17 protein-coding genes are annotated in these 15088 nt (G+C 64.8%); 3 read left to right on the plus strand and 14 right to left on the minus strand.

The window, feature by feature from the left end; genetic code table 11:
- Positions 1 to 13 precede the first annotated feature (13 nt).
- The 4 genes from G6N42_RS14755 to G6N42_RS14770 are packed head-to-tail and all read right to left on the minus strand — an operon-like array spanning position 14 to position 3710.
- A complete protein-coding gene (locus G6N42_RS14755; protein WP_163730259.1) occupies positions 14 to 1273 on the minus strand; it encodes a WS/DGAT domain-containing protein in 1260 nt (419 codons plus the stop codon).
- Between the two features lie 3 nt (positions 1274 to 1276).
- Entirely contained in the window at positions 1277 to 2176 is a 900-nt protein-coding gene (locus G6N42_RS14760; protein ID WP_174262082.1) for an alpha/beta fold hydrolase, read from the minus strand.
- Positions 2176 to 2964 carry a hypothetical protein gene (locus G6N42_RS14765; RefSeq protein ID WP_232076138.1) on the minus strand — a complete coding sequence of 263 codons (789 nt, stop codon included), beginning with the start codon at positions 2962 to 2964 and terminating at the stop codon, positions 2176 to 2178. The genes G6N42_RS14760 and G6N42_RS14765 overlap by 1 nt, the downstream gene beginning before the upstream one ends.
- Complete coding sequence (locus G6N42_RS14770; protein WP_163730260.1) at positions 2961 to 3710, minus strand: Rv1363c family protein; 750 nt, start codon at positions 3708 to 3710, stop codon at positions 2961 to 2963. The genes G6N42_RS14765 and G6N42_RS14770 overlap by 4 nt, the downstream gene beginning before the upstream one ends.
- Before the next feature lie 155 nt (positions 3711 to 3865).
- On the opposite strand from G6N42_RS14770, the gene G6N42_RS14775 reads away from it, so the two are divergent.
- A complete protein-coding gene (locus G6N42_RS14775) occupies positions 3866 to 4327 on the plus strand; it encodes a Zn-ribbon domain-containing OB-fold protein (protein WP_434059585.1) in 462 nt (153 codons plus the stop codon).
- Here the strand turns inward: G6N42_RS14775 and G6N42_RS14780 are convergent.
- Genes G6N42_RS14780 through G6N42_RS14795 form a run of 4 tightly spaced genes read right to left on the minus strand, consistent with a single transcriptional unit; the run spans position 4299 to position 6535 of the window.
- Positions 4299 to 4925, minus strand: a complete 627-nt coding sequence (locus tag G6N42_RS14780) for a TetR/AcrR family transcriptional regulator (protein ID WP_163730261.1) — start codon at positions 4923 to 4925, stop codon at positions 4299 to 4301. The genes G6N42_RS14775 and G6N42_RS14780 overlap by 29 nt on opposite strands.
- Before the next feature lie 3 nt (positions 4926 to 4928).
- Entirely contained in the window at positions 4929 to 5180 is a 252-nt protein-coding gene (locus G6N42_RS14785) for a cytochrome C oxidase subunit IV family protein (RefSeq protein WP_232076139.1), read from the minus strand.
- Positions 5181 to 5198: 18 nt separating this feature from the next.
- On the minus strand, positions 5199 to 5807 hold the full coding sequence (locus G6N42_RS14790; RefSeq protein ID WP_163730263.1) for a cytochrome c oxidase subunit 3 family protein: 609 nt from the start codon (positions 5805 to 5807) through the stop codon (positions 5199 to 5201).
- Positions 5804 to 6535 carry a hypothetical protein gene (locus G6N42_RS14795; protein WP_163730264.1) on the minus strand — a complete coding sequence of 244 codons (732 nt, stop codon included), beginning with the start codon at positions 6533 to 6535 and terminating at the stop codon, positions 5804 to 5806. Before G6N42_RS14795 ends, G6N42_RS14790 begins: the two co-directional genes overlap by 4 nt.
- 141 nt (positions 6536 to 6676) lie before the next feature.
- On the opposite strand from G6N42_RS14795, the gene G6N42_RS14800 reads away from it, so the two are divergent.
- Both G6N42_RS14800 and G6N42_RS14805 read left to right on the plus strand, forming a co-directional pair.
- Positions 6677 to 7447 carry an enoyl-CoA hydratase/isomerase family protein gene (locus G6N42_RS14800; protein ID WP_163730265.1) on the plus strand — a complete coding sequence of 257 codons (771 nt, stop codon included), beginning with the start codon at positions 6677 to 6679 and terminating at the stop codon, positions 7445 to 7447.
- 8 nt (positions 7448 to 7455) lie between these two features.
- Positions 7456 to 8193, plus strand: coding sequence for an alpha/beta fold hydrolase (locus tag G6N42_RS14805; protein WP_163730266.1), 738 nt, complete (start codon positions 7456 to 7458; stop codon positions 8191 to 8193).
- A 5-nt stretch (positions 8194 to 8198) separates the two neighbouring features.
- On the opposite strand, the gene G6N42_RS14810 is transcribed toward G6N42_RS14805, so the two are convergent.
- The 6 genes from G6N42_RS14810 to G6N42_RS14835 are packed head-to-tail and all read right to left on the minus strand — an operon-like array spanning position 8199 to position 15050.
- A complete protein-coding gene (locus G6N42_RS14810) occupies positions 8199 to 9428 on the minus strand; it encodes a CaiB/BaiF CoA transferase family protein (RefSeq protein WP_163730267.1) in 1230 nt (409 codons plus the stop codon).
- A 42-nt stretch (positions 9429 to 9470) separates the two neighbouring features.
- On the minus strand, positions 9471 to 10226 hold the full coding sequence (locus G6N42_RS14815) for an enoyl-CoA hydratase-related protein (RefSeq protein ID WP_163730268.1): 756 nt from the start codon (positions 10224 to 10226) through the stop codon (positions 9471 to 9473).
- Between the two features lie 10 nt (positions 10227 to 10236).
- Entirely contained in the window at positions 10237 to 11379 is a 1143-nt protein-coding gene (locus tag G6N42_RS14820) for an acyl-CoA dehydrogenase family protein (protein WP_163730269.1), read from the minus strand.
- A gap of 6 nt (positions 11380 to 11385) precedes the next feature.
- Positions 11386 to 12675: an FAS1-like dehydratase domain-containing protein gene (locus G6N42_RS14825; RefSeq protein WP_163730270.1), complete on the minus strand. Its 1290-nt coding sequence runs from the start codon at positions 12673 to 12675 to the stop codon at positions 11386 to 11388.
- Between the two features lie 9 nt (positions 12676 to 12684).
- Positions 12685 to 13536: a mycofactocin-coupled SDR family oxidoreductase gene (locus G6N42_RS14830; protein ID WP_163730271.1), complete on the minus strand. Its 852-nt coding sequence runs from the start codon at positions 13534 to 13536 to the stop codon at positions 12685 to 12687.
- A gap of 26 nt (positions 13537 to 13562) precedes the next feature.
- The gene (locus tag G6N42_RS14835; RefSeq protein WP_174262083.1) at positions 13563 to 15050 is read right to left on the minus strand and encodes a class I adenylate-forming enzyme family protein; all 1488 of its coding nucleotides are present in this window, start codon (positions 15048 to 15050) and stop codon (positions 13563 to 13565) included.
- Positions 15051 to 15088 lie beyond the last annotated feature (38 nt).

The following is a 15088-nucleotide window of genomic DNA, read 5'->3' on the forward strand; positions in this document are numbered from 1 at the left end:
AGGGCGTTCGGCGCTAGAGCGCAGCGTCCAAACGTTCGACGTAGGCATCGAGGTCGCCGATCGCCGACTCCGCCGCGTGCACGCTCAGGGAAATCGTGTCGCCGACGCCGCACACGGCATGCGTCAGCCCCATCATCGGTGACAGGCCGGGGAACGCGCACGCCACGGTGACCGCTGCGCCACCGAAATGGAAATCCATCGCGCCGCAATTCACGCTGGACACCACGGTGTTGCCCGTGACGTTCGAGACACGGACATCGGGATCGAATCGATCCATGCCCCAACGCAACAACGGCGTCGGCGTCGCGGCGAACGCGCGGTCCGCCATCCGTATGGCGGGGTGCGCCGCTCGGCGACGGCGCGCATCGAGATCAGCGGCGATACGCGCACTGCGGTCTGACTCGGCCAGCTCGGGATACAGGCCCACACCCACATTCCCGAAGTGGTTGTACGCCAACCGCGGTGGTGGCTTCGCCATGGGCACCTCGGCCCCCAGCAACGACGGGTCCTCACCAAGACTCCGCAATTGCGCGCCCAGCGCCACCGACACGGCCGACAACGCCGCCACCGTCACGGTCGGGCCCGACAGGTCCGAGCGCCGCCGCACCAGGGTCCGCAAGTGCCGCGACCCCGCGGGCCGATGGTTGGTTCGTAGCACCGGTCGCAGCTCTGCCGGCGCCGGAACCCTTCCCGCCTTGGTGTCTTCGACCAACTGACGGTGCGCACGGGCCGCGCGAAACCCCGCGATCGGTAACAGCAGAGGCCCGGTGCGCGGAGCATCGATCCCCGGTACGACGCCATCGCGTCGGCCGAACATGATCGAAGCCGGCGCCGAGGTCCGCCCACCACCGCCCAGCGCATGCGAGATCTGAAGCACCGCAACCGTACCCGGACCCGCCGCCCCCGGCACACCCTCGATGCCGGCGAAGACATGCATGCGCCACGCCGCCACCCGCGCATCCAGCCGCTCGGCGGTCAGAACGCGCGCCTCGTCCAAACACGCTTGAAAGCTGCTGTCCCCCATGTCGTGCACCACAAACTGCGATCGGTCGACCTCGCGATGCACCCACGCCGGGTACCTGAAGCGTCCGCCGTCCTCGATGCGCACAGTCAGGTCCGAACAACCGCGGGCGCGCTGGACGATCTCCTCGATCGCCGCGTCCGGATCGGCGGCCACGCCATCGAACCCGTACAACAGGACGGTGTCATTGGGGATCTTCGCCGACATCCAGTACGTCTGCGCATCAACCGCGGACAGCCGACGGACGGTCATCGTCTACTCGACGAAGTCTAGGATCTGCTTTGCGACCACGTCTGGCTGATCGAGCTGGAGGAAATGCCCGGCGTTCTCGACGATCGCCACCTCACTGCCGTCCGGCAGGATCTTCTCAACCCACCGCGCGTAATCGGGTGTGGCACAGCCATCGTCGCGGCCGTGCAGATAAAGTGTGGGCATCTTCGGCGCTTCAAGCCAGTGCTGGTGTAGCTCGGCGTACTGGGGCGGCACTTTGGTATTGCGTATGACGGCGCGGTAGTAGCCCAGTGCGGCGCGCCAACGATCGGGCGCGCCGATGGCGGACTCGACGTACCGCACGTCCTCGTCGGCTCGATACCCGGGCGACCATTTCCGCCACAGCCGCGGCACGATCCATTTGGTGGAACGTTCTGGTAGCCAGGGCAACTGGAAGAACAAGATGTACCAGCTCTTCAGCAGCTGCGCCGGCAACGTCGCGACGAGTCGTCCGGCGTCGGACACCCTCCCGCCCGGCGGCCGGAACGACGCGCTCGGAGGCACCGACATGATCACGGCCTTCTTGAACGGACTGTCCGGCATTGCGGCCAGCCCCGCACCGGCCATTGCGCCCCAGTCGTGTCCAATGATCACATCGCGGCCCGTCGGCCCGACCGCGTCGAGCACCCGCAGCGCATCGTCCATCAGCGCACCGATGTGAAAGCTGCCATCGGAGGGCAGCGACGACGGTGCGTAGCCCCGGTTGAACGGCGCGATCACCCGCCAGCCCGCATCTACCAGCAATGGCGCCACCTTGCGCCACCCATGCGCGGTGTCGGGAAAGCCATGCAGACACAACGCGATCGGCGCACCCTCAAGACCCCACGACAGCACACGCAGCTGCACCACAGGCGTCGCGACGTCGATGGTCTCGGGTTCGAGCATCAGACGGGTTCGAACTCCGAAATCAGCCAGCGGCCATCGACCTTGTCCAGTGTCACCCGCACGCTGGATGCCGTGTCGGTCGGAAGCTCCTGGCCGACGACCACCGTTTGGTTGACAAAGACCAGCACCACGGCGTGGGTCGGGTCGGCCGACACCGACGCAGCGGCCGGAACCGACGCGACGGCCGAAATCTGCTTCTGGGTCGCCCCCGGGATCACCACATCGTTGATCAGCGACGTGTACGAATCCTTGAACTCACCCGTCAACAGATCGCGAGCGGCGTTGAGTTGCTGCTCGACGGTATCCGGCTTGTACGACAGCATCTTGATGGTGCTGTCCTTGGCCGCATTCACCGAATCGAATGCCGGAGAAGGATTCTGCTCCGACGCAGCCGGTGGCACGGCCCCGTATTCGCTGGTGTTCAACTCCCACCGCGCGTAGCCCGCTGCCAGTGCCAGCAACAGCGCAATCGCCGGGAGCACGCCGAATGCGAAAACGCGCCCCCAATTGGTCTTCTTCTTTTCGGCTGTGGGCGCGTCTGCAGATTCCGCCGACTCCTCGGCAGATTCCGTTGATTCCTCGGTGGCAGAGGACTCCGTGTCGGTTACCTCGGCGTCCGTTGTCTCGGCGTCCGCCACCTCGGCGTCGGCCGGCGCGGCGTCGGCCGGCGCGGTGTCGGCCGGCGCGGTGTCCGCGACCTCGGCGGCAGCCGTGTCCTCCGTAGGTTGTTCAACGTTTTCGACGGGTTCCTTCCCGCGGCTGGCGGGCATCCGGTGTCTGCTGCTCACGGCACAAACTCCACGTTAGACACCTTTGCTTCGTCATTGACCTTCTGAACCGTCAGCCGCATGCGCCAGGCACGCGGCTCCTGTTGGGGCGCACCGACGTTCGAGGTGGTGACGGTGACCGCCACGAGTACCTGCGCTTCGTCGCGGGTTGCCGACTCCAGGCCCGCCTCGGCGATCGTCCCAACCGACTTCGACTGCGCCTGCTTCACCACCTGAACGAACGGTGCCGAGCGATTCTGGAAATCGTCGTAAAACGTTCCGGTCGCCGAATCGAGGACACGCTGCACGTCGGCCTCGGCGTTCTGCCAGTCGATCGTCGTCAGGTTGAGCGCGCCCTGCCTACCTACTTGCAGGAACAGTTGACGCTCCTTCTCGCCCTGATACGCCTGGTATCCGCGGTAGCCCGTCCAGCCGGCCAGCCCGGCGAGCAGAATGACCACGACGAGTCCTGCGATCGTCGCGAGCCGAACAGGCGACATCGGCGCCTTCGGGGACTTTGCGGCCTCCGCAGCTGCCGCCTCCTCGTCGTAGGACGCCGCGTCCTCTTCAGCCGCGTCCTCTTCAGCCGCGTCCTCTTCAGCCGCGTCCTCTTCGGCAGCGCTTTCTTCGATCTTGTCGACGATTGCGGCGTCCGACGCGATGGTCTCCTCCTGCGCGGCGGACTCCGGTTCGACGGCGTCGGATTGCCCCTCGGACGCCGAACCCTCGGTCAATTCCCGGTCGGGGGCAGCGTCGTCGTCTGCCATATCTGCTCCTTTGCGCCGCTTCAGGCCAGGTTGGGGTCGTCACACAAGCTGGCTACAACCTACGTGCAGGACACCATATCGTCGGCACCTGGCAGTGTTACGAGTCCAAAATGCCGAAATTCCCTTAATCAGACAAACAGTTTACTATTTCTGTTGTGCCGATCGATTTCGCCTACCGCAAGCCGCAGTTTCGGCTGGCTCCCACGCCAACCGGCGAATCGCAGCCGTTCTGGACCGGTGGCGAGCACGGCGAACTGTTGGTTTCGCGTTGCCGCAGGTGCATGCGCTTTTTTCATCCTCCCGGGCCAGCCTGCTGGCGCTGCCGCAGCACCGATGTGGCACCGGAACCGGTGTCCGGTAGAGCCAGGGTGGCCGCCTATACGTTCAACCGGCAGCCATGGATTCCGGGCTTCGACCCGCCCTACATAGTCGCGATGGTCGAACTCGATGACGAGCCCGACGTCCGCTTGATCACCAACGTCGTCGATGTGTCGGCCGATGACATTCACGTCGGCCTGCCCGTCGAGGTCTTCTTCGAGGAGTGGGGCGACGACGACAGCCGGGTGTGGCTGCCACTATTCCGGCCGATCACGGCTCACGCAGACCGCTCGAGATGAACCGCGCCAGCTCGTTGACGATCTCGTAGCGGTCGGGCACCTCTCCATCGGTCGCGTAGGTATTGCGTAGGAACGTAGCCGCGACTCCGACGAACAGCATCGCGAGCCGCAACTGCAGCGCGGGCGATGAATGCCGCAGGCCCTCGGCGGCGAAGTACCGGCCGATCGGCTCCACCATCGGCGCGAGCGTGTCGCTGACCCGTTCACGCAGACGTTCGACTTCGCCTTCACTCGAGTCACCGACCAACAGGTGCACCATGGCCCGGGCGATGGGTTGATTCGCCGACATGAAGTCGTAGAAGTCCGAGGCGAAGAGGCGGATCATCCGGTCGTGGCTCATGGACCTCAGTGCGGGATCGTCGAGCCAGCGCCGGTGGAGCCCGCCGACAGCTTCGAGCAGCGGGGTCGCGACGGCGTCGAAAAACAGCCGCTCCTTATTGTCGAAGTACCTGAAGATCAGCTCGTGCGACACCCCGGCACGTGTCGCGATCTCGCGTGTCGTGGCGCTGTATCCGCGTTCGGCGAACACCTCGCGGGCCGCCGCCTCAAGCAGCCCGGGAGCGCTGCCCCGCCGAACCCGTCGGCCTTGACCAGCCATACGTCAAATCCACAGATACATTCCGGCGAGAACCATCCACAAGATAATGCAGTACGCCTCGAATACGGCGCGTAGGACCGGCGGCGCGTGGCGCAGCTCCATGAAATCGAGGCCGACGAACCGCACCTTGACCAGTGCGAGCGCCAGTACGACGACGGCGACCGAGGAGCCGACTCCGTGTTCGGCGCCAACCGCCCACGACACGACGGTGACGGCCACGAGTCCCACCCACACATAGGTAGACCGGGCGTGCATAAGTGACAGGTTCATCGGTCAACTCACCAGGTAAAGCAACGGGAACAGGACGACCCACAACAAGTCGACGAGATGCCAAAAGCAACCACCGCCCTCGACGACTGCCATTCGGGTCGGACTCGACGCGGCGCTCCGGGCCTGCGTCACCAGCACGATGAGCACGACGATGCCGATCAACACGTGGAACAGATGCAGGCCAGTCAGGATGAAGAAGTAGAGGAAGAAGTTGTTCTCGGTTGGCACGTGCCCTGCCGAAACCTTGGCCGTGTACTCCACCGCCTTGAGCCCGACGAATGCGAGACCGCACAGCACAGCACCCGCGAGGAGCAGCTGCGTCGCCCGTGTCTGCGAACGACGGATCGCCCTGATCGCGGTGACGACGAAGAGTGAACTCGTCAACAGGATCAGGGTGTTGGTGAGTCCGATACCGATGCTCAGGGTGTGGCGCGACTCGTCGAAGAGCTCAGGCGCCAGCGAGCGCTGGTACATGAACGTCGCGAAGAAGACCCCGAATACGACCATGTCGCCGAAAAGGAAGACCCACACTCCCGGTTCGCCCGGCACGCGCCGTGCAGGAACCTCCGACACCTCGCTGCAGGCGACATGCTGCACAGCCGCCCGGTTCATGCGGCCGGTTCCCACTCCTGTGCTGCGGCCGCCCTCTCTCGTTCGGCGGCTTCGACATCGATGGATTTCAAGAGCATCACGGCGGTGACGATGATCCAGATGACGAACACGGTCAGCGGAATCCAGAAAGCGAACATCCCGTTCCACGCCAGCGGACCGGTCTTGAAAAGATAGATGGCACAACCCGGTACGCCAAGGGCCGCGTACCAGAGGTTGAAGTAGCCGAACCAGCGTGGGAAGCTCGGCACCGCCCGCTTGTCGATGAACACCGCGAACGCGACGATGATCACCTGCGTGATCAGCGGCCCAACCAGACCCACGAAGATGAACCAGAAGACGTCGTTGAGCGCCTGTGTCACGTCAGGGGCGCGCTCCGGACGAAATGCCGCGGCTGCGGCGAACAGCGCACACAGCGAAAACCCGAACGGGAACGTCACACTGAGCAGGATCTGGGTGACCGACATCGCGCCCCAGTAGCCCTCGATTCGACGGATCTGGCGCGAGAGCACCGCGAAGAACGGTGCGTAGAGATACGCGAAGAAGATCATCATCGCGAACCCGATCTGCATGCGCAGCTGGTTGTCGGTGTAGACCCGCGTCGTCTCCTCGGCCGTGTCGTTGGGATCCAGCGGGGGGATGACTCCGGCGATGAACCAGAACATCACCAGGAATGCCGCCGTCATGCCCAAACCCAGCCATACCGAGGCCTTTTCGATCTTCACGTGCATGCGCAGTCCTTGGATCGCCATTGATGGGACGCCAGTCACGGTAGGCCGACATCGCCCCGTTAGTCAATCACTGGTTTATTATTGACGACGACCTGGGAACATAGTTAACTCAGTAACCTGGGCAGCATCCGTGGAGGGCCAATGACGGCAACCATCGAATTCGAAGTGTCGGGTCACGTTGCGACCGTGACGCTTGATCGTCCCGCGCAGATGAACAGCTTCAACCAGGCCATGGCCAACGAGATCACCGCGGCGTGGCAGCGGGTGCGCGAGGACGACGACATCCATGTTGCGATCGTGCGGGCGAACGGTGAGCGGGCGTTCTGCACGGGCATCGACGTCTCGGCGGGACGGTGGTGGGGGGACGAACCTGTCTTCAACCAGGAGGATCCCGGCGCGCACCTCGGCCCCAAATCACATCAGGTCTGGAAACCGGTGATCGCCGCGCTGCACGGGATGGTCGCGGGCGGCGCAATGTATTTCGTCAACGAGTGCGATTTCGCGATCTGCGCCGACAACACCACGTTCTTCGACCCACACGCCAACGGCGGCGTCGTCTCGGCACTGGAGCCGATGGGAATGCTTGCATTGGGCGTCCCCTACGGCGATGTCATGCGGTGGGCGCTGCTGGGCAGTGAGGAACGCATCACGGCTCCGACGGCGCTTCGTCTCGGACTCGTGACCGAGATCGTGCCTGACGACGAGTTACGTTATCGTGCAGCAGAACTCGCTGCTGAAATTGCCGCCCGCCGACCCCTCGCGGTCCAGGGCACTGTGCGCGCGATGTGGGAGGCAAGGGATATGTCGCCGAGTATGCGACAACGCGTTGGCATGTCCTACACCCACATCGGCAATGACTACTCCACCAGCACCGATTCGCGGGCGAACAAGCGCCCGCCGCGGTTTCGCTGACGCCGACGATGGCCTCGCCGAGCCTCGTACTGGTGCACGGGGGTGAACACGCGGCCGACTGCTGGGATCTCACCGTCACCGAGTTGCACCGTCAGGCCCCAGACCTCAGTGTCCTCGCGGTGGATCTGCCCGGCCGCGGATCTCGCCCGGGCGATCTGGCAACCGCCACGATCGACCAATGGGTGGCGTCGGCGGTCGCCGACATCGAATCGGCCGGCTTCGGCGACGTCGTGGTGGTCGGGCATTCCATGGCGGGCGTGACGGTGCCCGGAATCGTCGCGCGGTTGGGCGCCCCGCGAGTGCGAGAGATGATCTTGGCGACCGCGTTCGTGCCACGCGAGGGGGAAGCGATCGTGGACACCCTCGACGGGCCCTTGGCATGGTTCGCCCAGCGCGCCGTCCGCGGCGGAAAGTCCGTGCAGGTACCTGCTTTCGTCAACCGCTACGCGTTTTGCAACGGCATGACGCGTGAGCAGCGCCGCTTCGCCATGTCGCGTTTGTACCCCGAATCGGTACGCATCGTCGGCGAACGGGTCAGTCGCCGGGACCTCCCACCTGATGTACCGCGCACCTGGATCCTCACCACTCGGGACCGGGCGCTGTCCGTTGGCTCGCAGCAGCGCAGCATCGACGCCATTGGTGGTGTACAACATATGATTTCGATCGACGCCTGCCACGACGTCATGATCAGTAAACCTGTCCAATTGGCGCAGATACTGATCGACCGGTGTCGGTCCTACGCCTGAACGTGCTAGGTGATCGCGCCGTCGTACTTCAACTCGATGAGCCCGACGTCGTCGATGCCGAGTTCTCGAAGCACTTCGTCGGTGTGCTCGGCGAACATCGGCGCCCGAGTGAGATCGGCTGGTGCGCTGTCGAATTGCACCGGGTTGGCGACGAGCTTCTGTCGATAGCCCTGGGCATCGACGATGTCGGCGATCCTGCCGTTGGCGATCAGCGCCTCGTCGTTGGCGACATCCCAGGCGTCCTGCACCACCGCCCACTGCCCGCCCAGCAGCTCGAGCAACCGCTGGCATTCCGCGACTGTGCGCGAGCCGATCGCACCGGCGATCGCCCTCACCGCCTCGTCGGCATTGGCCGCCAGCGACGGCAGCGACGCGAACCGCGGGTCCTGGGAGAGCGCGTCGAGTCCGAAGACCCGACAGAACTCCGGCCAGTAGCGCGTGGGCTGCAGCATCGACAGCTGCACGTAGCGACCATCGGCGCAGCGGTAGACCCCCGTCAGCGGATTGCCCGGCGCCTGCGTTCGACCGCCGACTTTGGGAGGTGGGCAGCCATAGAGCAAGGCCAGGTTGACGTCGAATTGCATCGCCCAGGCCCCTACGGCAAGCAACGACACGTCGATGATCGAGGGTTCACCGGTGGTCTGCCTGCCGAACAGCGCTGCCGCGACCGCGCCGGCGATGGTGAAACCGCCGATATTGTCCCCGTATGCACCCGCTGGCATGAATGCCGGCTCACGGCCTTCGGCGTGGGCGACGCCGTCCGCGCTGCCACCGCGGGCCCAGAACGCCGTGGCGTCGTAGGCGCCGGTGTTTCGGTCAGGTCCGTGACTGCCGAAGCCGCTGCCCGCGACATAGATGATGTCGGGGTTGATGCGCCGAACATCCTCGACGTCGATGCGCAGTTTTACGCGTGTCTCCGGCAGATGGCTGGTCAGGAAAACGTCACTGCTCCTCACGAGCTCCTCGAAGACGGGTCGCGATTGCGAAAGCGCCAACGACAGACCAATACTGCGCTTGCCCCGATTGGGCGCCTCCATGACCGGCGCGAACGGTTCACCCGGCTTCGAGGCGGCTCGGCCGAGAACGGTGACGAGTCCACGCTGAGCATCGCCGGTAACCGGATTTTCGATCTTGATGACATCGGCACCCCAGTCCGCGAGCACGGCGCCGGCCGAGGGCACGAAGGTGAACTGCGCGGCCTCGAGGACGCGGACACCCTTCATCGGCTGCTTCATCACTACACCGTAAACCTAGTTAACTACGTTGGCAATGGCTGCTCACTCCCCCGTGAAGCGGGCCGTCCGCTGCTCGCGGAACGCGCGTTTGCCATCAGCGAAGTCGTTCGTGGTCACCAAGATCCGTTGCCCCTGCTCCTCCACCGTCTGCACCGCGCGGAGGTCCGAAAGAGTTGCGGCCAACAGCGCCCTCTTGATCCACGCGTAGGCCTGTGTCGGTCCGTCCGCCAGAGCAGTCGTCAATACGGCCAACTCGGCGGCGTAGGCGTCATCCGACACCACATGAGAGATCATCCCCCATTCGAATGCGGTTGACGCGGAGACCTTCTCGGCCGTCATAGCTATTCGCGCGGCACGTGCGCGACCTATCGCGGCAGGCAACAGCGCCGACGCGCCCCCATCGAGCATCAGCCCGACCTTGCTGAAGGCGAGCTGAAAGTACGCCGACTCCGCGACGACCACCAGATCGCACACCAGCGCGAGCGAGCAGCCCAACCCGAGCGCCGGACCGTGCACACCGGCGATCACGGGCTTCGGCATCGTCGCGATGGCCTGCACGACCTCGTTCGCCGTCTCGACTGCGCCTCGGGTGTCACCGCCGGTCAGGTCACCGCCCGCGCAAAACGCCCGGCCCGCGCCCGTCAGCTGGATCACCCGCACGGTCGGATCCACCGCACCGTCACGCAACCCGTCCAGGAGCGCCTGTAGGGTCGGTGTGTCGACGGCGTTGAGCTTCTCGGGACGATTCAGCTCGAGGCGCAGCACAGATCCGTTGCGGTGCAGGGCGATCGCGGTCACCGCCGCACCGTCACAGCCCCAGGTCGCGGCCGATGATTTCCTTCATGATCTCGGTTGTCCCACCGAGGATCGTCTGGATACGGATATCGACGTAGTCACGGGCGACGCGGTATTCGTTCATGTATCCGTAGCCGCCGTGTAGCTGCACACACCTGTCGATCACCTTCTTCGCCGTCTCGGTGCACCACCATTTGGCCTTCGCCGCTTCGATCGCGGTGAGGTCGCCCGCTACGACCGCGTGCAGACAACGGTCGATGTACGCCTCGCCGATCTCCAACTCGGTATCCATCTCGGCAAGCTGGAAACGGTTGTGCTGGAAGCTGCCGATCGGGTGCCCGAAGGCCTTGCGGTCCTTGCAGTACTGCAGTGTCTGACGCCAGGTCTCCCGGGCGCCGTAGATCGCCGAGATGGCGATGGACAGCCGCTCCGAGGGCAGGTTCTGCATCAGCTGATAGAAACCGCCGCCCTCCCTACCGAGGAGGTTGGCGGCGGGTACGCGAACATTTTCGAAGTGCAGTTCGGCGGTGTCCTGCGCCGGCAGGCCCATCTTGTCCAGCTTCCGGCCCCGGGTGAATCCCTCCATCCCATCCTCGACGACCAGGAGGCTGAAGCCCTTGTGCCCAGCGGCGGGATCGGTGCGGGTGACGACGACGACGAGGTCGGCGTTGATGCCCGACGAAATGAATGTCTTGGAGCCGTTGATGATCCAGTCGTCGCCGTCGCGCACGCCGCTCGTTGTGATGCCCGCAAGATCGCTGCCCGCACCCGGTTCGGTCATGGCGATCGCCACAATCGTCTCTCCGCTGATGATGCCGGGAAACCAGCGCGCCTTCTGCTCGTTGTTGGCGAGGCTCTTGAAGTAGGGGCCGACGACGTCGTTCTGCAACGACAACGCCGGGGTCACGTTGCCCCACTTCGCGAACTCCTCGGCGATCACGGCGTTGAAGCGAAAGTCGTCGGATCCCCCGCCGCCGAACTCTTCGGGCATGTTGAATCCGATGAGCCCGTACTTGCCCGCCGCGATGTAGGCCGAACGGTCGACGATGCGTTCGCGCTCCCACTTCTCGGCGTGCGGGGCGACCTCACGTTCGAGGTACTGTTTGGTGGACTCCCGAAGCTGCTCGTGCTCGGCGTCGTAGATCACGCGCTTCATCTCAGTTCACTCTCCGTGTATCTTCCGTAGTTCTTGGCCGACCTTGCCGCCCATCCGCGAGGCAACCTGTGCCCCACGCCTTCTCAGGTCCTGATCGGGCACGGGCAGCACGACCGCACCCGACTTCTTCGACGGCAGCAGCACCTTCGCCGTACCCCTCGTCGTGGCCTCGTCACGCTGGCTCGTCGCGAACACCTCCAGCGACACCGCATCGTCGGGATCATCGCCCTTCGCCGTCACCTTGCCTGTGCATCGGTGTATATCGCCGTGATAGTTGAATCCGCGCATCTGCAGATCCATCTCGGCCAGCCAGCCGTCGTCGCCGATCCAGTTGGTCAACAGATGGCTGACCCACGCGGCGCGCATCTGCCCGTAGTCATAGGGCGCGGGAATGCCGATCGCGTGTGCCCGCGCGACGTCCCAGTGCATGCGCTGCACGACATCGGGGACGCCGAATTCGTCGGGGATGTAGAACGCCGGCATGCGCTTGCGCAACTGATGCGCGAACTTCAACGGTCCGACGCCATAACCGCCCCACCCCCACCCCATGTGCATGCTGATGATGTCGACGACGGTCATCGGGCCCTTCATCACCGACGGCAATTCGTCACCGACGCTGACGTCCTCCCACCATTGTGGATTCGCACCACGCCGGACCTCGGCCTCGTAGGCGGCCTCGACTTCGGCGAATTCCTCCTCGGTCCAGTGCTTGCGCTCGATGTCGGAGTACTTGCCCGACTTCTTCGATCCCTGCCGTTCGGCGTTGATGTAGGACTCGTCACGGGTGGCGATCGGGTTCCCGTCCACGTCGACGTAGAGGTAGCGGAAGGTTTCCTTCACCGACCGCCCGCCCGAGAATGCGCTCTCCTGCACCACGACATCAAGGGTGAAGTTCTCCATCAACACCGGACGCCCAGCGTAGATCGGTTGATACCAGGTCCATTTGACGCCCGAGTAGTACTTCCCCGTGCCACGGAAGAGTCCGCGGAAAAGCTTCTTGCGCTCAGGGTCGGTGAACTTCGGGGTTTGGTCGATCCCGGTGGCGATGGGAAACGTCGGAGGCGCGATCTGGCCGTGCCATCGAGTGTGCTCACCGTACGAGTGGTCGTAGAACAGCGGGTTGTCGTCGCCGCAGCCGAACGCGAAGTGGGTGATGGCATCCGCGTTCGGCAGCCTGTTCCACGGCTCGTCGCGCTGATAGACCGCGATCCCGATCTGCGCCCTCGCGCGCTCGATGTCCGCGTCGGTGATGCGGCCCTCGACTGCGGCGGTGTCGGTGTCTGATGCGGTGGTCATCTGGTCCTCCTAGAACTTCAGCATCGCGCCGGCGTCGACCTTGAATTGCAGGCCGGTGACGAATCGGGACTCGTCGGACGCCAGAAAGCACACGACGTTGGATACGTCACCCGGCTCGATGTAGGGCGTCGGCATGGCCTGCATCGCGGGGAATGCCAGGAGGGCGTCGTCGCGGGTCGGCTGCGGCAGGTCCGGCCGGAACTGTTTGTACATCGGATCGCTGTTGAGCATCGCGGTGTTGCAGTTGGTGGGATGAACCGTGTTGGCCCTGATGGATTGCGGCGCCAACTGCGCGGCCAGTTCGAGTGTGTAGGAATCCACCAGCTGTTTGGCATAGCTGTAGCCCGCGCCGCCTGGCCCCTGCGGACCGGCCGCGCCGGGCGGCATCTTGGACGCGAGCAGTGCGGCGATCGACCCCGTCGTGATGATCGATGCCCCCGCGCTCAGATGAGGCAGCGCCGCGTGGACGGTGTTGACCACGCCGATGAAGTCGACGTCGAACGCGTCGACGAAGGCGGACACGCCGAGTTCGGCGCCGAGCGGACAGATGCCCGCATTGGCGACGACGACATCGAGCCGGCCGAATTCCGCTACAGCATTAGCTAATTCGCGGCTCATAGCCGCGCGATCCCGCACATCGACTTCTGCGGTGAGTGCCCGCCGACCCGCCTTCTCCACCTCCAGCCCGGCCTCCTCGAGATCGCGCGGCGTGGCCAGCGGATACCCATTGGTCTCGATGTCGTGGCAGATGTCGAACAGGATGATGTCGGCACCCTCCTCGGCCAGTCTGACCGCGTGACTGCGCCCCTGGCCACGCGCCGCACCCGTCACCAGAACGACTTTGTCCTGTACCCGTCCCATTGCTGTCCCGTGCCCTTCTCTCTGTGTCAGTGCATTGCGTCGAGCATCGCGACCAAGCGGGCCCGGTCCACCTTCAGCGCCGCACCACGCGGTAGCTCGTCGACGATGAAGACCTCGGCGGGCACCTCGTATGGCGTCAGTATCGTGCGGCAGTGCTCCCGCAGGTCCTCTCCAGTCGCGCGGCTATCCACTAATTCGACTGCAGCCACCGGTATTTGGCCCAGTCGATCGTCGGCGCGACCGAGCACGGTGGCATCGCGGACCGCCGGGTGAGTGCACAGGGCCCGCGCGACCGTTTCCGGTTCGATCTTGAATCCACCGCGGATGATCACGTCGTCGGCGCGACCGTCGATGTAGAGGTAGCCATCGCTGTCAACGTGCGCGAGGTCATTGGTCGTCACCCAGTCGACTGCCCGAATGGAAACTTGAGGTGACTTCACCTGTAGCCGGCCACTCTGCCCGGTGGGCATCTCGATTCCGCCGTCGTCGACCACCCGTAGCCGTGCCCCGGGAAAGGGGCGCCCCACGCTGCCCCGCTTCCTCGACCACGAGGACCGGAAGTCGCTGGCCGTCCAGCCAGCCACGGCGCCCGCGAATTCTGTTGCGCCGTAGGTGATGAGGATCGGAACACCGAATCTCTCATAGAAGGCGTCGACGATCGCGGGGTCGACCGGCGCCGTACCGGAGATAACGGCGCGCAGACTGGCCAGGTCCTCGCGCGGAATGTCGGAATCGAGCACCGCGCGGATCGCCGGTGGCGGCAACCCGGCCAGGGTCGGCCGGTGTTCGGTGATCGCGGCGTGCCACCCGCGGAGAGTGAACCGTTTCAGCATCACGATGGGGCGCGCGGCGACCAACGCCTGCAGCAGGTTCCACATCCCGCCGATGTGCACGATCGGTATCGTCACCATGCCGACGGCGCCGGTCAGCAACGGTTTGTCGCGGATCTCGGGCCGGTTGTTGTGCTTGAGTGCAGCCGACAGCGCGGCTTCCAATTCCCTGCGGCCCAACGGAACACGCTTCGCAGGCCCGGTGGTGCCCGAAGTCAGCATCTCGATGGCGATCGTCGGATCGACGGGCCGAGGGTCGCTGGTCGCATCGGCGCACTTGGTCACCGAGGGACCGTCGACGCTGTAGGCGGCGGCACCCAGGCGTTCGATCGCCTCGACGAACGCGCGCTCGCCGAACAGTTCTCCCGGCGCAAGCACGAAGCTGGCACCCGACGTTGCGAGGTCGGCGCTCAATCGCTGTATGGGCTGCAGCGGGCTGACCGTCACCAGCGTGCGTTCAGCCCGAAGAATCGCAATGACCGCCGCGACCGACTCCATCCGGTTTCCGAGAACGACGGCGACCTGGCCGCCACGGCCGCAACCCGCCGCATGCAGCTCGGCGTCGATCCGCTCGGCAAGCGAACGAACCTCACCCCAGGTGATCCACTGGCCATTCTGTTGCAGCATCGCCGCATCGTCGTCGGCGTCCCACAACCGCGCCAGCGCGTCTCGGATGCTCATCATTTAGTTAAATGTATATCTACATGGTTTACTAGGTCAAC

Origin of the sequence: Mycobacterium gallinarum (genome assembly GCF_010726765.1) — a bacterium.
Classification (GTDB): Bacteria; Actinomycetota; Actinomycetes; order Mycobacteriales; family Mycobacteriaceae; genus Mycobacterium; species Mycobacterium gallinarum.